The organism is Pseudomonas sp. NPDC088322, assembly GCF_044740745.1.
GTDB lineage: Bacteria > Pseudomonadota > Gammaproteobacteria > Pseudomonadales > Pseudomonadaceae > Aquipseudomonas > Aquipseudomonas shirazensis.
On sequence record NZ_JBIURK010000002.1, the window covers coordinates 238,548 to 260,016 of the forward strand.

Below are 21,469 nucleotides of genomic sequence, written 5' to 3' on the forward strand. Positions count from 1 at the left end.
CCCCCGCTGGCGTGGCCGAACACATGACGATCATCCTTACAGGAGATTCACCATGGTTCGCTTCCGCCCGCTTCCGTTAGTTCTTGCCCTGTCGTTGGGCCTTGCTTCTACCGTCAGCATTGCTGCCACAGACATGAACAGCGGCAAGTCCACCACTGAACAGTCCTCTGGCGACCAACCGCGTGGCAGCACCGCCGGTGATGGCAGCAGCGTCAACAGCCCAGGCGGCAGCCCGGATAACGACAGCAGCGATACCGGAACCGACTCCGATGGCGCAGATGGCAAGACCCCTGGGCCAAGCGACTCGAGCAGTGCCGAACAAGACGATCATTGATTGCAGGGGCGCTGTGGGGAAACCTGCAGCGCCGCGCTTCAGTTCAATCAGCGCCAGTGGCGCTGTTCTTCGACTACCTGTTCATGCGCCTGGAACATCAGCGGCAGTTGCTCCTTGAGCATGTCCAGCCAGGTCCGCACCTTGGCATCCAGATAGTGCCGGGACGGATAGATCGCATAAATCTCCCGCTGCCGCAGACGATGTGGCGCCAATACCCGGCATAGCCGTCCCTGCTCGATGGCCCTGGTCGCGGAAAAATACGGAATCAAGCCAATCCCCATACCCAGCTCGGTAGCCTGCAACATGGCATCCGCGACGTTGGTCAGGAAGGTCTGCTGCGGTTGAATCACGCAGCTCTCGGCCGCTTGTTCAAATACCCAGTCCTCTTCGAACAATGGGTCGCCCATGCGCATGCACACATGCTGCTGCAGGTCCTCTGGTCGCTCGGGCACGCCGTGACGCGCCAGATAGTCAGGTGAGGCACAAAGGATGCTGTAGATGCCGCCCAGGGGGATGGCAATCAGCTGCGAATCCGGCAAGCCGCGGCCGATGGTGATGACCACGTCGTGGCCCTCATCGAGCGGATCGGGGTTGCGCTGCGACAGGGTCAGCTCCATCACCACTTCCGGGCAGGCCGCCTGATAGGCCGCCACCAGCGGCATCATCAGCAGGCCCAAGCCATGGGTGGAGTGCACCCGCAGCCGCCCGCGCGGGGTAAGGTGCGCGCCGCGCGCTTCGTCCATGGCCTCTTCACTGAGCAACAGGATCTGCCGCGCCCGCTCAAGGAAACGCTCGCCCGCCTCGCTCATGCGCAGGCGCCGGGTGGTGCGGTGCAGCAGGCGGGTCTGCAACTGGTTTTCAAGCTCGGCGACGATGCGTGAGACCTGGGCGGCAGAGATATCGAGGGCATTGGCGGCGCCCGCGAAACTGCCGCAATCGACTACCCGGGTGAAAGTCCGCATGGCATGCAGCATGTCCATGGAAGCGCGCTCCTGAAATTTAATTCGTACATCAAGAGCAGCAATCTATCACGTAGCAGGCCATTTATTGTGAATCGCCAAGCAATGCATCATGGCTCATACGTAAGAGGAGCTCATCATGAAAGCCGTTATCACAATTTTTGCCCTTCTCAGCTCAGTGGCTACCACCGTTGCCTACGCCGACCAGGGCAATCAACAACCAGTACCCGCAGCGGTTGAGCAATACCACTACGGCATGCCGTTGGACGTTGCCAAGGTGATTTCCATTACCCCGGCAAGCGACATCGAAGACTGCAAGGTGGGCACCGCGCGGATGGCCTATCTGGACCAGCAAGGCCAGCGCCACGACATCAGCTTCCGCGAGATGGGTAACTGCTCGCAGATGTAATCGATCAGGCCCCGGCCAGCAGTTGAGTAATCCACTCGACCTGCTTGCTGAACAGCCGGGCCTTGGCCTGCGGCACCTCTTGCGCATGCTCGAAGTGCGCCAGGGTCTGCTGGCGCTGACGCAGCACGCGGCGCCACTTGCCCAGAAACGCCTCGCTGCGCTGCTCCATCAAGCGCGGGCCAAACAATAGCTGCTGCGGCGTGTAGGCCACGTCAGCAGCCGGCACGGCAACGATGATCTCGTAGTCGAAGCGGTTCTCGCGCAGGACCTCTTCATGCTCGATGCGGTAACCGTTGTTCATCAGCCAGGTGCGCAGCTCCTGCTCGCCACCGTTGGGCTGCATGATCAACCGCTCGCTGCCAGCCAGGTGATTCTTGCCGCGCTCGAATATCTCGCACATGGTCTCGCCGCCCATACCGCACAAGCTGACCACATCGATCCGGTCACCCGCTTCGATCGCTGCCAGGCCATCCGCCAGGCGCACGGCGATACGCTGCTCCAGGCCATTTTTACGCACCTTGCGCTGCGCCGAGTGAAACGGCGTCTGCGCCACTTCGCCAGCCACGGCAAACTCGATCGCCCCGCGCAGCATCAACGCCACCGGCAGGTAACCGTGGTCCGAGCCAATATCCGCCAGCCGCGCTGATGCCGGCACGTTCGCCGCGACCCGTTCCAGGCGTTGCGACAGTGTGTGTTCGTTCAAGCCCTGTTCCTTCTGCATAACCGAGGCTGTGCGCTCGGCCAAATGGCCGCGATTCTGACCGGCAATGCCTACTATTTCAATTTCAATGGCCCAGCGGCGGCTCGACCGGCCCGGCTCGCTCACGTAGGCTTGCGCCTTTCCTCCCGTGCTAGGCATCTATTCCCATGGCAAATGCAGACATTACCTTCATTCCAGACCCAGACCCGGAGTCGATCTCGTCCGACGTGACCGGCTTCGGCAATTTGCTGGTGAGCACGCAGATCCCGACCCGGGCAGACGGCAGCCTGGAGCTGGGCGGGATTGTCGAGCAAAGCGAATGCACTCTGCAGGCGCTGAAAACTGCCCTGGAGCGCGCTGGCAGTTCCATGGACCGTGTGCTGCACTTGACCATCTACCTCACCGACATGGCTGACCGGCCTGCATTCAACGAGGTCTACCAGCGCTTCTTCAGCCAGCCATGGCCGGTCCGGGCCGCCGTTGGCGTGGCCGCACTGGCAGTTGAAGGCAAGCGCGTAGAAGTAACCGCAATGGCCGCCAAAGCCTGACGCGATCCCCCTGTAGGAGCGGCCTTGTGTCGCGAAAGGGGCGCGTAGCGGCCCCGGCGATTTTGCGGCGTGGCGCAGATCCTGGGGCCGCTACGCAGCCCTTTCGCGACACAAGGCCGCTCCTACGGAGACCGCGTAAGCCGCACTTTTATCACCGTTTCAAGCTGCAGGAAGCCCCATGCGTCGCCATTTCACCGTTCTACTGCCAACCCTCGGCCTGTGCAGCCTGGCCCATGCCGAGCCTGCAACCACCTTCAACCTGCTCGACCCGGTGGTAGTCACGGGCACCTATGCACCCAACCAGAGCTTCGACCTGCCCTACTCCATCGACACAGTGGAACGCGCGCAGATCGCTGATGGCCAGTTGGGGGTCAATTTGTCCGAGGCGCTCAATCGCGTGCCCGGGCTGGTGGTGCAGAACCGTCAGAACTACGCCCAGGACCTGCAGATATCTTCTCGCGGGTATGGCGCTCGATCGGCATTTGGCATTCGCGGGATCAAGCTGCTCAGCGATGGAATCCCGGCAAGTACGCCCGATGGCCAGGGCCAGGCAGCCTCGCTCAACCTCGATGTGGCCGAGCGCATCGAAGTGCTGCGCGGCCCTGCGTCGGCGATCTACGGCAGCAATGCCGGCGGCGTGATCCAGATGTTCTCCCGCGATGGCGCCGGGGCGCCCAAAGTCGGCGTCGACACCACCTTTGGCAGCGATGGCTTCAACAAGAACCATGTCTACGGCGAGGGTGGCAATGACTATGCCGGGTTCGTCCTCGATGCTTCTCGCTTGGACACCGATGGCTACCGCGACCACAGTGCGGCCCGGCGCGACCAGACCTTTGCCAAGGTGCATGTACGCCCCGATGAAGACAGCCGCCTGGCACTGATCATCAGCACTTTGGAGCAGAACGGCACGCAGGACCCGCTGGGGCAGACCTGGCAAGGTTACAAGGCTGATCCGCGCTCAGTGAGCAGCCGCGCCGAAGAATACAACACGCGCAAAAGCATCCATCACCAGCAAGTGGGGATGAATTACGAGCGTTATTTCGGTGACGCGACCTTGCAGTTCAATCTGTATGCGGGCAAGCGCAGTGTGATTCAGTATCTGTCGATCCCCCGAGGCACAGCGCCCAACAACCGCGGCGGTGGCGTGGTCGATTTCGACCGGGAGTTCCACGGTGGCACCTTGCGCTGGATTCAACCGGTCGAAGTCGCCTACGGTGCCCTGACTCTCACTGCCGGCGCCGATTACGACCGCAGCACGGACGACCGCCGCGGCTTCCAGAACTTCAGCGGCGCCACCCTGGGCGTCAAAGGTGAACTGCGTCGCGACGAGAAGGACACCGCCACCAGCCTCGACCCTTATCTACAAGCCCACTGGGAACTCGACCGCTGGACCGTGGACGCTGGCGTGCGCCGCAGCAGCATGGAAATGGAGGTCAACGACAAGTACCTGGCCAATGGCGATTCCAGCGGCTCGAAAAAGTATCAACGCACCACGCCGACACTGTCGGTGATGTACGCCTTCACCCCTGAGCTGCACGGCTACGTCAGCGCTGGCAAGGCGTTCGAGACCCCGACGCAGGCCGAGATGGCCTATGCGCCAGGTGCCGTGGAAGGCTTCAACTTCGGCCTCAAACCCGCGACCAGCACCCAGTACGAGATCGGCCTTAAAGCCCGTCCAGACGACCGCACCCGGATCAACCTGGCGCTGTTCGAGATTCAGACCGAAGACGAAGTGGTGGTATTTGCTTCAAGCAACGGTCGCACCAGTTACCAAAACGCCGGCCAGACACTGCGACGCGGCCTGGAGCTTGGTGTGCAACGGGAGCTGAGCGAACAATGGCAGGCAAACGTCGCCTACACGCTGCTTGATGCAACCTATGACGAATCCGTCAGCCAAGGCAGCAGCACCATCGAGAAAGGCAACAATTTGCCTGGCGTACCGCGCAGCAGTCTATTTGCCGAGCTCGTGTGGAAACCGCATCCAGGGATCAGCATGGGCCTTGAGGGCCAATATCGCAGCAAAGTCTACGTTGAGGACAGCAATCAACAGACCGCTGCGCCGGCCTATACCGTATTCAACTGGCGCACGCGCTTCGAGCAGAACCTTGGCCCATGGACCTTCCATCAACTGCTGCGGTTGGACAACCTGACCGATCGCCAATACGTCGGTTCGGTGATTGTCGGCGATGGTAACCAGCGCTACTACGAAGCAGCCCCCGGTCGCTCCTGGTACGCCGGCGCCGGCATGGAATACCAGTTCTGACCCCTGCCCCGGCTGCAGCAGCCTCGATCCAGGCCGCGGCAGCCGGAGTCAGCCTCAACCAAGCACTCGATCGATAGTCAACGGGAACTCACGCATCCGCTTGCCAGTGGCGTGATACACCGCATTGGCCACCGCCGACGGCACCCCGACGATACCGATCTCACCGACGCCCTTGGAGCCGAGGGCGTTGACGATCTCGTCCGGTTCGTCCACGAACAGCACGTCGATGTCGGCGAAATCCGCCTGTACCGGAATGTGGTACTCCGCCAGGTTGTGGTTCATGTAGCGGCCCAGCTCATGGTCGATCAAGGTCTCTTCATGCAGCGCCATGCTGACACCCCAGACCACCCCACCGAGAATCTGGCTGCGGGCCATCTTCGGATTGATCACCCGCCCCGCTGCAATCGCGCTGACCACCCGGCCAAGACGCACCGTACCGAGCTCTTCATCGACCCGCACCTCAACGAATACCGCTGAGTGCGTTGCCGTTGCATAGCCGTCACGGCGGGCATCGGGCTCGCACACCACCTTCGCCTCCAGGCCACTGCGCGGCAGTATTTCGCCCAGCGGATAACGGCGGCGACCAACATGCAGTTCACCCTCACTGATAACCATGTCCTCAGCCGGATGACCGGACAGCTCCGGGTAGCAGCTGCGCGCTGCCATCAGCAGTTTGCCGCGCAGCACTTCACAGGCCTGGCGCACCGCTGAACCGACCGACGACACGGTGAACGAGCCCCCCTGCAACGGTGCGGTCGGCAGCGCCGAATCCCCCAGCAGAAAGGTCACCTCAGCCGGCGCCATGCCCATCGCGTCGGCGGCGATCTGGGTCATCACGGTATAGGTGCCGGTGCCGATATCGGTGGTCGCGCTGCTCACCACCAACTGGCCGTGGGCATCGAGGCGCGCACGGGCGCTGGCTTTCATCTGCATCGCTTCCCAGACCCCGCCGGCCATGCCCCAGCCGATCAGCTCATGGCCTTCGCGCATGCTGCGTGGCTGCGGATTGCGCGCGGCCCAGCCAAAGCGTTCGGCACCTTGGCTATAGCAGTCCAGCAGAGCTTTGCTGGAATACGGTTTACCTTCGTTGCCGTTGCTCTCGGCAAAGTTCTGCCGGCGTAACTCGACCGGGTCCATGCCCAGTTCCACCGCCAGCTCGTCCATCGCACATTCCAGGCCAATCAAGCCCAGCGCCGCGCCAGGCGCACGCATGTCCAGCGGCGTGTAGACATCCAGCGGCACCAGGCGGTAGTCCATGGCCACGTTGTCACACTGGTAGAGCATGCCGCTCCACTCGACCACGTGCTCGCTGAAGTCTTCGAAGCGCGAGGTCTGGCCGGTAGCGGCGTGATGGATCGCCTGCAGCTTGCCCTGCGCGTCAGCGGCCAGGCGCAACTGCTGCACAGTGCGTGGGCGGTAGCCGAAGGTGAACATTTGCTGGCGCGTCAGAGTGACGCGCACTGAGCGCTGCAGTTGCAGCGCCGCCATCACGGCCAGTGGCAACTGATACTGCGGGCGCAAACCAGAGCCGAACGCGCCGCCGACATAGGCCGCGAATACTCGCAGTTTCTCCTTGGGCAGGCCGAACACGCTGTGCAGATAATCACGGCAATTCTGCGTGCCTTGGGTCTTGTCGTGGACTTCCAGATTGCCGCCTGGGTGGTAGATGACCGTGGACGCGTGCGGCTCCATCGGGTTGTGATGCTCGATCGGGGTACTGTAAGTAGCATCGACCCGCACCTGTGCAGCGTCATAGGCTTGCTGGAAGTCGCCGCGGGGTTTGGGAAGCTCAGCCGGCGCGGGATGGGCCTGCCCGGCGAGCAGATCGGTCTGATGGGCCTCGGTTTCGTATTCGATGCGCACCAGCGTGCCGGCATGCCGGGCCAGTTCGAGGTTGTCGGCGACGACCAGTGCCAGCGGCTGACCGCTGTAGAGCACACGGTCGTTGTATAGCGGGCGAAACGGCGAGCCATCGGCCGAATCAGCGTCTTCGTACTGCTCGTCTTCGCCCGCCAGCTTTGGCCGGTTCTGATGGTGCAGCACCGCCACCACGCCTGGCAGGCGCAATGCTGCCTCGCAGTCGATATGACGCACGCGGCCGCGGGCGATGGTGCTCGAGACCACGCTGCCGTGGAGCAAATCAGGGGTGGGGTATTCGGCCGCGTAACGGGCCTGACCGGTGACCTTGGCCGGGCCGTCGACGCGGTCCATGGGCTGGCCGCTAACGGGTTTCAAGGTATTCATCAGGCAACTCCTGTTGCGGCAGCTTCGGTGAAGGCGCGGACGATGGCCGCGTGGGCCAGCTTGATCTTGAAGGCGTTGTGCGCCAGTGGCTGGGCATCGGCCAGGAGCATGTCCGCCGCAGCGGCGAAGCTCTCGCCGGTGGCAGCGCGGCCCTGCAGCATCTGCTCCACCGCTGGGTTGCGCCAAGGCTTGTGGGCGACGCCGCCAAGCGCCAGCCGGGCGCTGACGATCTTGTCGCCGTCCAGTTCCAGCGCGGCAGCAACCGAGACCAGCGCAAACGCATAGGAGGCCCGATCACGCACCTTGAGGTAGTGGCTGTGCAGGCTGAACTGCGGCGCCGGCAGCTCGATGGCGGTGATCAGTTCATCGTCGGCCAGTTGGTTGTCGCGCTGCGGGCTGTCACCCGGCAGGCGGTGGAAGTCGGCAAAGTCGATCTGGCGCACGCCAGCCTTGCCCTGCACATGTACCCGCGCCTCAAGCGCTGCCAGCGCCACACACATGTCCGAGGGGTGCACCGCAACGCAGCTGTCACTGGCGCCGAGAATCGCATGGATGCGGTTGAGGCCATCACGGGCTGGGCAGCCCGAGCCAGGTTCGCGCTTGTTGCACGGCGTGCCGGCGTCATAGAAGTAGTAGCAACGGGTGCGCTGCAGCAGGTTGCCACCAGTGCTGGCCATGTTGCGCAGCTGCGGCGAAGCACCGGCCAGGATCGCCTGGCTGAGCAGCGGATAGGCCTGTTCGACGAGGGGATGCCAGGCCAGGTCGGCGTTGCTTACCAGCGCACCGACCAGCAGCCCGCCCGCCTCGGTTTCGCTGATCTGGTCCAGCGGCAGGCCGGTGATGTCGATCAGATGTTCGGGCTGGTCGAGGTTTTCTTTCATCAGGTCGAGCAGGTTGGTGCCGCCAGCGATAAACCGCGCCTGTGGGCCGGTCAGGGCCAAAGCGGCGTCGATGCTGGTGGGCTTGCTGTACTGGAACGGAGTCATGGCCGCGGCCCTCCATGAATCAACGGCAAGGTCGCTTCCACGGCATCGAGAATATTGCTGTAGGCACCGCAGCGGCACAGGTTGCCACTCATGGCTTCCTTGATATCGTCACGGCTGCGCACGCGGCCTTCGTTGGCCATGCCCAGCGCCGAGCAGATCTGCCCGGGGGTGCAGTAGCCGCACTGGAAGGCATCATGCTCGATGAAGGCTTGTTGCAGCGGGTGCAGGCTGTCGCCGTCTGCGACCCCTTCGATGGTGGTCAGCTGGTCGCCATCGCACATGATCGCCAGGGTCAGGCAGGCGTTGACCCGGCGGCCATTGCGCAGCACCGTGCAGGCACCGCACTGGCCGTGGTCGCAGCCTTTCTTGGTACCGGTCAGGTCGAGCTGCTCGCGCAGCAGGTCAAGCAAGGTGGTCCAGGGCTGCACCTGCAGCTGCCGGGGCGTTCCGTTCAAGGTCAGGCTGATGGCCTGGCCGCTAGGGTCGGTCGGGGTGTCGCTCATGGTCGGGGCCTCATCACGGTCGGTCGGGCTATGTTTTCAGGTACGACCGGGTGGCAAGCGCAGGCGTTCAAGCTAATTGACCAGTACCGACTCACCATCGGGCAGTGCGCAGGTGCCGCGTGAGCGTTTCACCGTTACAATGCCCGCCTAAACCGTGACAGCCCGAAAAAATAAAGCCATGTCCTTGCCCAAGAATCACCTGGAACTGCTCAGCCCTGCCCGCGACGTGGCGATTGCCCGCGAAGCCATCCTGCACGGCGCTGACGCCATCTATATCGGCGGCCCGAGCTTCGGCGCGCGGCACAACGCCTGCAATGAAGTCAGCGAGATCGCCGAACTGGTCGAGTTCGCCCGGCGCTACCACGCGCGGGTGTTCACCACCATCAACACCATCCTCCATGACAACGAGCTGGAGCCAGCGCGCAAGCTGATCCATCAGCTGTACGATGCCGGCGTCGATGCGTTGATCGTGCAGGACCTTGGGGTGATGGAGCTGGACATCCCGCCGATCGAGCTGCACGCCAGCACCCAGACCGACATCCGCACCCTGGCTCGGGCGCGTTTCCTCGATCAGGCCGGCTTCTCCCAGCTGGTGCTGGCGCGTGAACTCAACCTGCAAGAGATCCGCGCGATTGCCAGCGAAACCGATGCGGCCATCGAGTTCTTCATCCATGGCGCGCTGTGCGTGGCGTTCTCCGGCCAGTGCAATATCTCCCAGGCGCAGACCGGGCGCAGTGCCAACCGTGGCGACTGCTCGCAGGCCTGCCGCCTGCCGTACACGCTCAAGGATGATCAGGGCCGAGTAGTAGCGTTCGAGAAGCACCTGCTGTCGATGAAAGACAACAACCAGACCGCCAACCTCAGCGATCTGGTCGATGCCGGCGTGCGCTCGTTCAAGATCGAGGGCCGCTACAAGGACATGGGCTATGTGAAGAACATCACTGCCCATTACCGCAAAGAGCTCGATGCGATTCTGGAGAACCGCCCCGAGCTGGCGCGAGCTTCCAGTGGCCGCACCGAACACTTCTTCATGCCCGACCCGGACAAGACCTTCCACCGCGGCAGCACTGACTACTTCGTCAGCGACCGCAAGATCGACATCGGCGCGTTCGACTCGCCCACCTTCACCGGCCTGCCGGTAGGCGTGGTGGAAAAGGTCGGCAAGCGTGACATGCAGGTCGTCACCGAGGTGCCATTGAGCAACGGTGACGGCCTCAACGTGCTGGTCAAGCGCGAAGTGGTGGGTTTCCGCGCCAACATCGCCGAGCTCAAGGGCGAGTTCGAGGAAGACGGTGCACCGCGCTACCGTTACCGGGTCGAGCCCAACGAGATGCCGGATGGCATGTACCGGCTCAAGCCGAACCATCCGCTGTCGCGCAACCTCGATCACAACTGGCAGCAGGCCTTGCAGCGCACCTCCGCGGAGCGCCGGGTCGGCGTGGCCTGGCAGGCGCAACTGAGCGAGCAGCGTCTGCAGCTGACCGCCACCAGTGAAGAAGGCATCAGCGTCAGCGTCGCCCTCGACGGCCCGTTTGGCCCAGCCAACAAGCCGCAACAGGCGCTCGATCAACTGCATGACCTGCTCGGCCAACTGGGCACCACCCAGTACCACGCCAGCGCTATCGAGCTGGATGCACCGCAGGCGTTCTTCATCCCCAACTCGCAGCTCAAGGCTCTGCGCCGTGAGGCCATCGAGGCGCTGACCGCAGCACGGATCGCTGCCCACCCACGCGGTGCACGCAAGGCCGAAAGCAGTCCGCCGCCGGTGTATCCGGAATCGCACCTGTCGTTCCTGGCCAACGTCTACAACGAGAAGGCCCGGGCGTTTTATCACCGCCACGGTGTGCAGTTGATCGACGCCGCCTACGAGGCTCACGAAGAGCTGGGCGAAGTGCCGGTGATGATCACCAAGCACTGTTTGCGGTTCTCGTTCAACCTGTGCCCGAAACAGGCCAAAGGCGTGACCGGCGTACGCACCAAGGTCGCACCGATGCAATTGATCCAGGGCGACGAAGTGCTGACCTTGAAGTTCGATTGCAAGCCGTGTGAGATGCATGTTGTCGGCAAGATGCGCTCGCACATCATCGACCTGCCTTCGCCAGGCAGTGGCGGCGTGCAGCAGGTGGTTGGGCATATCAGCCCGGAAGACCTGCTCAAGACGATCATCCGCGCTCCGCACTGATCGGCCTGCCGCAGCGCTTTGTCAGCGCTGCGGCTCGCTGGGCAATCACCCCAGCGATTGCAGCCAAAACCTGGTACGTTAGTACGCAAAATATTCCTGTAAACGAGAATTGTTTCCAGATATGATCCCGCGCATCTTCCCCCTGCCAGGATCGTATCGTCCATGCGTCGTGCGTTCGTTTCCCTTTGTCTGCTCAATGTTATCTCCCCTGTGGCTTTGGCTGATGCCGACCCGGCCCAAACGGTCGAGCTGCAAGCCGTCAACATCGATGCCGCCAGCGAGCGCGAACGCGCCGATGGCCCTGTGATCGGCTACCGCGCCACCCGCTCGGCCAGCGCTACCCGCACCGACACCGCCCTGCACGAGACTCCGCAGTCAGTCAGCGTGGTGCCCAAGGACGTGCTTGAAGACACTGGCGCAACCCGCCTGCAGGACGCGCTGGATTACGCCGGCGGAGTGGGCCGGGCCAACAACTTCGGCGGCCAGGGCCTGACCACCGTCACCGTGCGCGGTTTCACCACGGGCGAGTACTATCGCAACGGCTTCCCGATCAACCGCGGCTACCCCAACGCGCCGGACGCCAACACCGTCGAGCGCCTGGAAGTACTGCGCGGCCCGGCCAGCAGCCTGTATGGCCGAGGCGATCCCGGCGGCACCTTCAACGTTGTCAGCAAACAGCCGTTGCCCGAATCCAAGGTGACCTTGGGCAGCCAGTTCGATGACCAGGGCATGCACCGGGCAACGCTCGACGCCACCGGCCCGCTCAGCGAAGACGGCAGCCTGGCCTATCGCCTGAACGTATTGGGCGAAGGCGGCGAGAGCTTCCGCGATGACGTTGACAGCGAACGCTATGACGTCGCCCCGGTACTCAGCTGGCAGGCCAACGACAGCACCAAGATCGTCTTCGAAGGCGATTTCATGCGCAACAACCACCCGCTCGACCGTGGTTTGACCCGCTATGACACCCAGCGCGGCAGCGCCTCGCGTGACACCAACGTCTGGGAGAAAGGCAGCGACAACCTGCTGCACAACGACAACAACATGGCCCAGCTGCGCTTTGAGCATCTGCTCAATGACAATTGGACCCTGGCTGGCGGTATGCAGTGGCTGGATGGGAGTTTGAAAGGGAATGCGGTTGAAGCCAATGGACCGCCTGCCGATGGACGCACCCTGCAGCGCAACTTCAACTACCGCAAGCTGGAGTGGACTGATCGTGACTACCAGCTCAATCTGACCGGCCACTTCGAAACCGCAGGCTTCGCTCACACCTTGCTGACAGGTGTTGAGTATGAGGACTATGACTACAAGTCGATTATTCAGCGGTCTTCAGCGGCGTACCCGATCGACATTTATAATCCGGTGCTCGGTCAGCCACGCCCTGCCATTAATCGCACCACAACCCATGACAAAGAGAATCTGAAGACTTGGTCGGCCTTCGTCCAAGATCAAGTCGCTTTGACCGAGCGCTTCAAAGTGCTGGCCGGGGTGCGTCTGGAACGCTTCGAGCACGAGTATGAAGATTACCTGAGCACCACTCGTGATTTCAGCAAGGCGGAAAACGCTGCCACTCCACGCCTGGGTGCGATCTACGACCTGACCGATACCGTAGCGGTCTACGCCAACACTGCCCGCTCGTTCAAGCCTAATAGCGGAGCAAGCCTCCAAGGTGGGGGTTTTGATCCAGAGAAGGGCAAATCCTACGAACTGGGCGTCAAGTGGGAGCCACTGGATCGTCAACTGAGCGTGGATGCGGCGATCTATCACATCGTTAAAGAGAACGTACTGGCCCGCGATCCCGCCGACCCCACTGGCACCTTCAGCATTGCCGCCGGGGAAGTACGCAGCCGTGGCCTGGACATCAACGTGGCCGGCAACCTGACGCCTGAGTGGCGGGTAATCGGCGGCTACGCCTACGTCGACGCTGAAGTCACCAAGGACACAACCCTGCCTACCGGCACCCGTCTGGCAAACATCCCGCGCAACAGCTTCAGCCTGCTCAACACCTACGAATTCCAGGACGGCCTGGCGAAAGGTTTCGGCATGGGCATGGGCGTCAAATACGTGGATGACCGCCAGGGTCAGACGGCCGCCAGCACCTACACCATGGAGCAATACACCGTGGTCGACCTGCTGAGCTTCTATCAATTGAACGAGCATGTGCGGCTGAATCTGGATGTGCGCAACGTGTTCAATAAAGGCTATGACGAAGGCGCGTTCAACCGCTACGCCTACCCAGGTGAGCCACGCACTGTGCAGGCCGGGGTTGCCTACACCTTCTGACGTTGATCAACCGCGCCCTGGCAGGCGCGGTGCCAAGCGTCCCTTTCAAGGTGTTCTAGAACCGCACTTGTCGTTGGATCGTCGGGGGCGCTACGCGCCCCTTTCGCGACACAAGGCCGCTCCTACATGGGCGGCGCCGTGAAAAGCTTTTCGCGCATAGACCAAAAATCATGGTGTACGCCGTCCTGTAGGAGCGGCCTTGTGTCGCGAAAGGGCTGCGCAGCGGCCCCAGCGATTTCAAATCAGAGAAAAATGCAGAAACCTTGAAAGGGATTGCACTTACAAACCCTTCTCCCGCGCCTCACGCAGGCGCCGCTCGATTTCTGCGGTCTGCTCATCCAGTTCCTTGATCGAAGTGGGCGTAATCACCTTGTCGATCGTTTCGGTGTCCGGGTCCGGCCGCTCCAGCGGTTTGCCCTCTACGCGCTGGCCTTGCTGGGCCTGCTCGGAGGACAGTGGACGTGGCACCTTGTCGCCGGTGTGTTGCGGGTCGTGGTCGGTCATGACGTGCTCCTTGAGATATCTACCTGTACTTCAGCAGATCGCACGCTGGCGCAAAAGTTTGATTGGGCCAAGGGTGAACGCACATTGGCGAACACTGCACGAAGCAGGCAACCAATCGGTTGCTCGGCAAGAAACACCTGCTCCAGGCACTGCTCGGCAGCCTCAAGGTGGCTGTGCAGGCGATGGCGTGTCTGGGTTTCGCCGCACAAGGCAAACAGTGTCGACTTGCCGGCGTCCTTGCCCAGGTCCTTGCCGGTGTCCGGGTCACAATCGCGCAGATCATCCTGCAGCTGGAACGCCTGGCCCAGCTCGCTGGCAAAGCGCTGCAAAGGCTGCCGCACGCCTTCATGGGCATGGCCGAGCAGGCAGGCCATGTCCATGATCGCGGCAAACAGCACGCCGGTCTTGAGCTGATTGGTCTCGGTGATCTGCTCGGCACTGCGCACTGTTGCACCGTCACGCAGGTCTTGCAGTTGGCCTTTGACCAGGCCGTGGGCACCGATGGTTTGCGACATGATCGCGATCAGGCGATTGCGCTGCTCCGGCTCGATCGTGTGTAGCGCCGCCACCACGCCAAAGGCGCGCGACAGCAAGGCAATGGCGGCAAGGATGGCCACGTCCTCGCCAAACGCCAGGTGCAGCGTGGGCCGGCCACGGCGCAGCGCGGCGTTGTCCATGCACGGCAAGTCATCGAGCACCAGCGAGGCGGCGTGCACCATCTCGATCGCACAGCCCAGATCCAGCGCTGCCGCTTTACAACCACCTAAGCTCTCGGCAGTCAGCAGCAACAGCAACGGGCGCAGGCGTTTGCCCGGCGCCAGGGCGCTTTCGCGCATGGCGGCGGCGAGCAGATCGCGTTCGTGACCGACCTCTGGCAGCAGCGCGCTGAGGCGGCTGTCCAGCTCTGCCCGCATGCGTGCAAGGTAAACGGCGAAGTCGGCGTCAGTGGCCGAGGTTGTGCGTGCGATAGTGGTCATCCTGGCCTCTTCGGTGGTGCGGTCTAGGCCGCGAGTTGACGGAACGACTATCAGGGGCCGTTGCCAGAACTGTACTGTTTCCCAGCATAGCTGTACAAAGCTACTAGCGTTGTACAAGGTAAGGCCATGATTTTCACCCAATGATTCACTGGCAGCGGAGCCGGAATGAAAAAAAGCGTGTTGAGCCAGCGCAAGGACGATCATCTTGACATCGTATTGGGCGCGGATAAAACCATCGCGCATGCCGATGCCGGCTGGGCCGCTGTCCGTTTCGAGCACTGCGCCCTGCCTGAACTGTGCCTCGACAGCATCGACCTGAGCAGCTCTTTGCTGGGTATGCCATTACGTGCGCCGCTGCTGATCAGCTCGATGACCGGTGGCGCCGAGCGCGCCACACGCATCAACCGCCATCTGGCCGAGGCTGCGCAGGCGCTGGGGATTGCCATGGGTGTCGGCTCGCAGCGGGTCAGCCTGCGCAGCGCCGACGACCAGGGCCTGACCCGCGAGCTACGCCGGCTGGCCCCTGATATCCCGCTGCTGGCCAACCTTGGCGCGGCGCAACTGCGCGAAGCCGACGGCCTGGATCTGGCCCGGCGCGCCGTCGAAATGCTCGAAGCCAGCGCCTTGATCATCCACCTCAACCCGCTGCAGGAAGCAGTGCAGCCCGAAGGTGACCGCGACTGGCGCGGCGTGCTGGCGCAGATTTCGGCGCTGACTGCAGCGCTGCCTGTGCCGGTGATCATCAAGGAAGTCGGCGCGGGGATCTCGCCAAGCGTGGCCCGCGACCTGCTCGAAGCCGGTGTGCAGGTGATCGACGTGGCCGGCACCGGCGGCACCAGCTGGGCAGCGGTTGAAGCCGAGCGTGCCAGCACCCACGCCGATCGCGCTGTGGCCATGGCTTTCGCGGACTGGGGCATTCCGACGCCGCTGTGTCTGCAGACATTGCGCCGGGCCTTGCCCAACAGCGTTCTGATTGCCTCCGGCGGTATTCGTGACGGCATCGATGCGGCCAAGGCGATCCGCCTCGGCGCTGATCTGGTCGGTCAGGCAGCCGGCGTGTTGCAGGCTGCCACCGAGTCCACCGAGGCGGTGGTCGAGCACTTCGAGATCATCATTCGTCAGCTGCGGGTCGCGTGCTTCTGCACCGGCTCGCGTGACCTGGCAGCGCTGCGTCGGGCGCGCTTGCTGGCGGCCGGGCTGGACCTGTCATGAGTCACTTTGCGGTGGTCGCCCCGCCCTACCCCAGCCATTTCCAGGCCTTGCAGGCGCTGGCCGGGGAGCTGGTCGAGCGCGGCCACCGCGTGAGTTTTTTTCACCAACCTGCCGCGCAGCGCTGGCTCAGCGACCCACGCATCGGCTTTGTCGCGGTAGGCCACGGGCGGCTTGCCAACGACCATCTTGAGCAGACCTTGCGCCTGGCCGCCATCCCCAGTGGGCCGATGCATCTGCGCCGTTTGATCGACCAGTTGGCGAGCACCAGCGCGATGCTCTGCGCCTGCCTGCCCGAGGCGCTCGCTGCGCAGCAGGTGGATGCCATGCTGTGTGACCAGATGGAACCGGCCGGGGCGCTGGCGGCGGAAGTGGCGGGTATTCCCTGGATATCCATCGCCTGCGCGCTGCCGATCAACCGCGAACCTGGCATACCCTTGCCGGTGATGCCGTTCGACTACGGCCAAAGCCGCTTCAAGCGGCGCCTGTACCGCGGCAGCACCGAGGTCTTCGACTGGTTGATGCAGCCACTGGGGCGCGTGCTGCGCCAGGCCTGCCGCGAACATGGCCTGGTCGAGCGTGAGGGTTTGCATGACTGGCTGTCGCCGCTGGCGCAAATCAGCCAGACCGTGCCCAGCTTTGATTTTCCGCGCCAGGCGTTGCCGGCGCACTTTCATGCAGTCGGGCCGCTGCGGGTGGCGGCGCAGCAGGACGCCGCCGACTGGCCCCTGGACCCGGCGCGGCCACTGGTGTTTGCCAGCCTGGGCACCCTGCAGGGCCATCGCTTCGACTTGTTCAGCAAGATCAGCCAGGCCTGCCAGGCGCTGGATGTGCAGCTGCTGATCGCCCACTGCGGCGGCCTCGATCACGCTCAGCAAGCGCAGCTGCTGCAACAGGGCGCTACCTTCGTAACCGACTTCGCGCCCCAGCAATGGGCGGTGCGCCGTGCCGACGTGGTCATCAGCCATGGCGGCCTGAATACCGTGCTGGATGCCATTGCCGCAGCCACGCCGCTGTTGGTCATGCCGATTGCATTCGATCAACCGGGCGTGGCGGCGCGGGTTGCCTATCATCGTCTGGGCGTGGCGCTGTCGCGGCGGGCCAGTGTCAGTGCCATCCGCAGCGCCCTCGCCCACCTGCTGCGCGAACCGCTGCCCAGGTTGACTGCGCTGCAACGCGAACTGGCCACGGCCGGTGGCGCGGCCAAGGCAGCGGACATCGTCGAGGCAGCGTTGCGCAGCCACCAACCGGTACTGGCAGAGAACCCACCATGCATTACGACCTGATCCTCGCCGGTGGCGGCCTGGCCAATGGCCTGATCGCCTGGCGCCTGAGCCAACTACGGCCTGAGCTGAAACTGCTTTGCCTGGAGCGTGATGCCAACCCTGGCGGCAACCATACCTGGTCGTTCCATGATGCCGACCTCACGCCCACCCAGCAGCGTTGGCTGGAGCCGTTGGTGGTCAAGCGCTGGCCGGCCTACCACGTGCACTTTCCGCACTTGTCGCGGCGCCTGGCCAGTGGCTATGCGAGCATCACCAGCGAGCGCTTTGCCGAGGTCATCACCCAGGCCCTGGGGCCGGCCCTGCGTACCGGCTGCGAGATCACCTCGCTTGCGCCGGAGCAGGTCACCCTGGCCAGCGGCGAAGTGCTGCAGGCGCGGGTCACCATCGATGGCCGTGGCGCCGAGGCCAGCCCGCACCGGGTGCTTGGCCGCCAGGCGTTTCTCGGCCAGGTGCTGCGGCTTGAGCAGCCCCACGGCTTGCAAGCACCGATCCTGATGGATGCCCGAGTCGCCCAGGGCAACGGCTACCGCTTTGTCTACGTGTTGCCGTTCAGCGCCGATACCCTGCTGATCGAGGACACCCACTACGTCGACCACAGCCCGCCGGTTGCAGCGCAGTTGCGCAGCAATATCGATGATTACGTGCTTCAGCACGGCTGGCAGGTCGCCGAGTGCCTGCGCGAAGAGCAAGGCGACTTGCCGATCACCCTGGCAGAAGACTTTCCGGCCTGGTGGGCGCAGCAGCATGGGCAGGTCTCATCAGGGCTGCGCGCCGGGCTGTGCCACTGTACGACCGGCTATTCGCTGCCGGAGGCCGTGCGCCTAGCGGACTGGCTCGCAACGCAGCCGTTCGACAGCAGCGCGCAGCTGCACCGGGCCATGGGCAGCTATCTGGCGCAGCGCTGGCGCGGCCAGGGCTTTTATCGGCTGCTCAATCGCATGCTGTTCCTGGCTGGTAGCGCGCAACAGCGCTGGCAGGTCATGCAGCGCTTCTACCGCTTGCCGGAAGGCTTGATCGCACGTTTTTATGCAGGCCAAAGCTCTGCGGCTGATCGTCTGCGCATTCTTTCGGGCAAACCGCCAGTCCCCGTCGGCCAGGCGCTACGGGCGGCGTTGCGCCATTCTCCACAGCATTTCAAGGAGCAGTCATGACCCAAGGCAAAACCGCGCTGGTGATTGGTGCCGGCCTCGGCGGCCTGGCATTGGCCATTCGCCTGCAAGCGGCCGGGATTCACACCACGTTGCTGGAGCGTCGCGACTTGCCGGGCGGGCGTGCCTACGTCTACCACGACCAGGGCTTTACCTTTGACGCCGGCCCCACAGTGATCACCGACCCGACCGCGATCGAAGCGCTGTTCGAGCTGGCCGGCAAGCCGATGGCCGACTACGTCGAGCTGCTACCGGTCGCGCCGTTCTACCGGCTGTGCTGGGAAGACGGCACGCAGTTCGACTACAGCAACGATCAAGCCGAGCTCGAGCAGCAGATCCACGCCATGGAGCCGGCCGATGTCGCCGGCTATCAGAGCTTTTTGAAGTACTCCCGAGCAGTCCTCGAAGAGGGCTATATCAAGCTTGGTGCGGTGCCGTTCCTGACCTTCCGCGACATGCTCCATGCCGGCCCGCAGCTGGCACGTTTGCAGGCCTGGCGCAGTGTCTACAGCATGGTCGGACAGTACATCCGCAACCCGCAGTTGCGCCAGGTGTTCTCCTTCCACGCCCTGCTGGTGGGCGGCAATCCATTCGCCACTTCGGCCATCTACACCTTGATCCACGCCCTGGAGCGTGAGTGGGGCGTGTGGTTTGCCAAAGGCGGCACCGGCGCGCTGGTCGAGGGCATGGCGCGGCTGTTCACCGACCTCGGTGGCACCCTCGAGCTGAACGCCGACGTGGTCAGCTTCGATACCCAGGGCGACCGCCTGATCGGTGCGCGCAGCCGCGACGGCCGCCACTGGACGGCTGATGCGATCGCCTCCAACGCCGACGTGGTGCATACCTACGCCGACCTGCTCGGCGCGCACCGGCGCGGCCAGTCCGAAGCACGCCGATTGAAAAGCAAGCGCTTCAGCAACTCGTTGTTCGTTGTGCATTTCGGCCTCAAGCGCCGGCAGCCGCAACTGCGTCACCATACTGTGTGCTTCGGCCCGCGCTACCGTGAGCTGGTGCAGGAAATCTTCAACGGCCCCAATCTGCCTGAAGACTTCTCGCTGTATCTGCACTCGCCCTGCGCGACCGACCCGGACATGGCGCCGGACGGTTGCTCCAGCCATTACGTGCTCGCGCCAGTGCCGCATTTGGGCAATGCGCCGGTCGACTGGGCGGTCGAAGGCCCACGCTATCAGGAGAAAATCCTCGATTACCTCGAGCGCTATTACATCCCCGGGCTGCGCGAAGACCTGGTCACCTGCCGCAGCTTCACTCCGATAGATTTTCGTGACGAACTCAACGCCCACCTGGGCTCGGCGTTCTCGCTGGAGCCGGTGTTGACCCAAAGTGCCTGGTTCCGCCCGCATAACCGTGATGCGCAGGTGAGCAACCTCTACCTGGTCGGCGCCGGCACCCACCCAGGCGCTGGCGTGCCGGGCGTGATCGGCTCGGCCAAGGCCACCGCAGGCTTGATGCTCGAGGATCTGCAGCGATGAATGGCGACGAGCAACTGCTCGCCCACGCCGAACACAGCATCGCCGTCGGCTCGAAAAGCTTCGCCGCAGCCTCGCGCCTGTTCGATCCGGTCACCCGCCGCAGCGCAGTGCTGTTGTACGCCTGGTGCCGCCACTGCGACGACGTGATCGACGGCCAGCAAGCCGGCCATCAAGCTAGCGTGCTGGAGACTGAGGAGGCCCGCCAGCGTTTGGCCGGCCTGTATCAGCAAACCGCAGCTGCCTGCGCCGATCAGCCGGTCACCGACCCCGCCTTTGCTGCACTGCGCGAAGTTGCCCGGCGCCATGGCGTACCGCAGGCAGAGGCGTTCGACCTGCTGGCGGGGTTTGAGCAGGACGTTGCCGGCCAGCGCTACCAGACGCTAGAGCAAACACTGGGTTATTGCTACCACGTGGCCGGCGTGGTCGGCCTGATGATGGCGCGGGTCATGGGCGTACGCGATGACGCCGTGCTCGATCGCGCCTGCGACCTTGGCTTGGCCATGCAACTGACCAATATTGCCCGGGATATCGTCGATGATGCCAAGGTTGGCCGCTGCTATCTGCCGCAAGCCTGGCTGGACGAGTTTGCGATCACTGCCGAACAGCTTGCCGAACCACGCCACCGTACTGCCGTGGCGCGCATGGGCACACGTCTGGTGCAGCAGGCAGAGCCCTACTATGCCAGCGCCCAGGCCGGTTTGAGTGCCCTGCCCTGGCGTTCAGCCTGGGCTGTGGCAACAGCGGGTTCGGTGTATCGGCGCATCGGCCTGAAGATTCTGGCGGCGGGTGATGCCGCCTGGGACGGGCGCCTGTCGACCAGCAAGGGGGAGAAACTCGCCGCCGTTGCCAGTGGCCTGTGGCAGGCCCTCAGCCGCGGCTGGCGTCGCTATCCGCCACGGGCGCTGCAGCTTTGGCAGCGTCCACTCGCTGCTCGCGCAACGGTCCACCGTGACGCGCACGCAGCTGCGCCTTCAACTGCTCAACCGTAGGCGAGTAGAGAAAACCAAACGACACGCAGCCGTCCTTGCCCTGCACCGCATGGTGCATCAGGTGAGCCTGGTACAGGCGCTTGAGGTAGCCATGGCGCGGCACGATCCGCAGCGGCCAGCGCCGGTGCACCAGGCCGTCATGGGCGATGAAGTAGAGCAGGCCATAGCCGGTCATGCCGGCACCGATCCACTGCAGTGGATACCAGCCGGCAGTGCCCAACGCGATCAGGGTGATGGCCAACCCGGCAAACACTACGGCGTACAGGTCGTTCTTTTCGAACACACCGTGGCGTGGCTCGTGATGCGAGCGGTGCCAGCCCCAGCCAAAGCCATGCATGATGTACTTGTGGGCCAGATAGGCAACGCCTTCCATGGCGGCAAGGGTGATCAGAAACGTCAGCAGACTGGTGAACATGGCGCGGCATCTCCTGGCAATGCCTGTGAGCATACAGCAAATG

The 21,469-nt window shown here is 63.6% G+C and carries 18 protein-coding genes and 1 pseudogene; 11 read left to right on the top strand and 8 right to left on the bottom strand.

Annotated elements, in window-relative coordinates; translation table 11 throughout:
* The first annotated feature begins 52 nt into the window (after positions 1–52).
* A complete protein-coding gene (locus ACIOAU_RS05330; protein ID WP_150569329.1) occupies positions 53–334 on the top strand; it encodes a hypothetical protein in 282 nt (93 codons plus the stop codon).
* A gap of 47 nt (positions 335–381) precedes the next feature.
* On the opposite strand, the gene ACIOAU_RS05335 is transcribed toward ACIOAU_RS05330, so the two are convergent.
* Complete coding sequence (locus ACIOAU_RS05335; protein WP_101319162.1) at positions 382–1,314, bottom strand: LysR family transcriptional regulator; 933 nt, start codon at positions 1,312–1,314, stop codon at positions 382–384.
* A 118-nt stretch (positions 1,315–1,432) separates the two neighbouring features.
* Here ACIOAU_RS05335 and ACIOAU_RS05340 point away from each other — a divergent pair, with 118 nt between their 5' ends.
* The gene (locus tag ACIOAU_RS05340; RefSeq protein ID WP_101319160.1) at positions 1,433–1,702 is read left to right on the top strand and encodes a DUF2790 domain-containing protein; all 270 of its coding nucleotides are present in this window, start codon (positions 1,433–1,435) and stop codon (positions 1,700–1,702) included.
* A gap of 4 nt (positions 1,703–1,706) precedes the next feature.
* On the opposite strand, the gene ACIOAU_RS05345 is transcribed toward ACIOAU_RS05340, so the two are convergent.
* The gene (locus tag ACIOAU_RS05345; protein WP_401180511.1) at positions 1,707–2,405 is read right to left on the bottom strand and encodes a tRNA (adenine(22)-N(1))-methyltransferase; all 699 of its coding nucleotides are present in this window, start codon (positions 2,403–2,405) and stop codon (positions 1,707–1,709) included.
* A gap of 164 nt (positions 2,406–2,569) precedes the next feature.
* On the opposite strand from ACIOAU_RS05345, the gene ACIOAU_RS05350 reads away from it, so the two are divergent.
* Together ACIOAU_RS05350 and ACIOAU_RS05355 are read left to right on the top strand one after the other, a co-directional pair.
* On the top strand, positions 2,570–2,950 hold the full coding sequence (locus ACIOAU_RS05350) for a RidA family protein (protein ID WP_401180514.1): 381 nt from the start codon (positions 2,570–2,572) through the stop codon (positions 2,948–2,950).
* 178 nt (positions 2,951–3,128) lie between these two features.
* Positions 3,129–5,213: a TonB-dependent receptor family protein gene (locus ACIOAU_RS05355; protein WP_401180517.1), complete on the top strand. Its 2,085-nt coding sequence runs from the start codon at positions 3,129–3,131 to the stop codon at positions 5,211–5,213.
* Positions 5,214–5,267: 54 nt separating this feature from the next.
* On the opposite strand, the gene ACIOAU_RS05360 is transcribed toward ACIOAU_RS05355, so the two are convergent.
* From ACIOAU_RS05360 to ACIOAU_RS05370, 3 genes are read right to left on the bottom strand one after another with little or no spacing between them, the layout of a single operon-like run.
* Positions 5,268–7,457: a xanthine dehydrogenase family protein molybdopterin-binding subunit gene (locus tag ACIOAU_RS05360; protein WP_401180520.1), complete on the bottom strand. Its 2,190-nt coding sequence runs from the start codon at positions 7,455–7,457 to the stop codon at positions 5,268–5,270.
* A complete protein-coding gene (locus tag ACIOAU_RS05365; RefSeq protein ID WP_401180523.1) occupies positions 7,457–8,443 on the bottom strand; it encodes an FAD binding domain-containing protein in 987 nt (328 codons plus the stop codon). The genes ACIOAU_RS05360 and ACIOAU_RS05365 overlap by 1 nt, the downstream gene beginning before the upstream one ends.
* The gene (locus tag ACIOAU_RS05370; protein WP_150569336.1) at positions 8,440–8,946 is read right to left on the bottom strand and encodes a (2Fe-2S)-binding protein; all 507 of its coding nucleotides are present in this window, start codon (positions 8,944–8,946) and stop codon (positions 8,440–8,442) included. Before ACIOAU_RS05370 ends, ACIOAU_RS05365 begins: the two co-directional genes overlap by 4 nt.
* A gap of 178 nt (positions 8,947–9,124) precedes the next feature.
* Between ACIOAU_RS05370 and ACIOAU_RS05375 the strand changes: the two genes are divergently transcribed.
* Both ACIOAU_RS05375 and ACIOAU_RS05380 read left to right on the top strand, forming a co-directional pair.
* Positions 9,125–11,128, top strand: a complete 2,004-nt coding sequence (locus tag ACIOAU_RS05375; RefSeq protein WP_101319148.1) for a U32 family peptidase — start codon at positions 9,125–9,127, stop codon at positions 11,126–11,128.
* 162 nt (positions 11,129–11,290) lie between these two features.
* Positions 11,291–13,408: a TonB-dependent siderophore receptor gene (locus tag ACIOAU_RS05380; RefSeq protein ID WP_181106453.1), complete on the top strand. Its 2,118-nt coding sequence runs from the start codon at positions 11,291–11,293 to the stop codon at positions 13,406–13,408.
* Positions 13,409–13,687: 279 nt separating this feature from the next.
* On the opposite strand, the gene ACIOAU_RS05385 is transcribed toward ACIOAU_RS05380, so the two are convergent.
* Together ACIOAU_RS05385 and ACIOAU_RS05390 are read right to left on the bottom strand one after the other, a co-directional pair.
* Positions 13,688–13,912 (bottom strand): hypothetical protein, encoded by a 225-nt coding sequence (locus ACIOAU_RS05385; protein ID WP_101319144.1) that lies wholly within the window; start codon positions 13,910–13,912, stop codon positions 13,688–13,690.
* Positions 13,909–14,889 carry a polyprenyl synthetase family protein gene (locus tag ACIOAU_RS05390; RefSeq protein WP_401180529.1) on the bottom strand — a complete coding sequence of 327 codons (981 nt, stop codon included), beginning with the start codon at positions 14,887–14,889 and terminating at the stop codon, positions 13,909–13,911. Before ACIOAU_RS05390 ends, ACIOAU_RS05385 begins: the two co-directional genes overlap by 4 nt.
* A gap of 165 nt (positions 14,890–15,054) precedes the next feature.
* Here ACIOAU_RS05390 and fni point away from each other — a divergent pair, with 165 nt between their 5' ends.
* From fni to ACIOAU_RS05415, 5 genes and pseudogenes are all read left to right on the top strand, one after another.
* Positions 15,055–16,101 (top strand): type 2 isopentenyl-diphosphate Delta-isomerase, encoded by a 1,047-nt coding sequence (gene fni / locus ACIOAU_RS05395; RefSeq protein ID WP_312388839.1) that lies wholly within the window; start codon positions 15,055–15,057, stop codon positions 16,099–16,101.
* The gene (locus tag ACIOAU_RS05400; RefSeq protein WP_401180532.1) at positions 16,098–17,384 is read left to right on the top strand and encodes a glycosyltransferase; all 1,287 of its coding nucleotides are present in this window, start codon (positions 16,098–16,100) and stop codon (positions 17,382–17,384) included. The genes fni and ACIOAU_RS05400 overlap by 4 nt, the downstream gene beginning before the upstream one ends.
* On the top strand, positions 17,369–18,535 hold the full coding sequence (gene crtY, locus ACIOAU_RS05405) for a lycopene beta-cyclase CrtY (protein ID WP_401180534.1): 1,167 nt from the start codon (positions 17,369–17,371) through the stop codon (positions 18,533–18,535). Before ACIOAU_RS05400 ends, crtY begins: the two co-directional genes overlap by 16 nt.
* Positions 18,532–20,022 (top strand): phytoene desaturase, encoded by a 1,491-nt coding sequence (locus ACIOAU_RS05410; protein ID WP_220633553.1) that lies wholly within the window; start codon positions 18,532–18,534, stop codon positions 20,020–20,022. Before crtY ends, ACIOAU_RS05410 begins: the two co-directional genes overlap by 4 nt.
* Positions 20,019–20,945, top strand: a pseudogene (locus ACIOAU_RS05415) (phytoene/squalene synthase family protein); the annotation flags it as partial. The gene ACIOAU_RS05410 and the pseudogene ACIOAU_RS05415, both read left to right, overlap by 4 nt.
* Here ACIOAU_RS05415 and ACIOAU_RS05420 read toward each other — a convergent pair.
* On the bottom strand, positions 20,890–21,426 hold the full coding sequence (locus ACIOAU_RS05420) for a sterol desaturase family protein (protein WP_101319132.1): 537 nt from the start codon (positions 21,424–21,426) through the stop codon (positions 20,890–20,892). The pseudogene ACIOAU_RS05415 and the gene ACIOAU_RS05420 sit on opposite strands and share 56 nt — an antisense overlap.
* Positions 21,427–21,469: the final 43 nt, after the last annotated feature.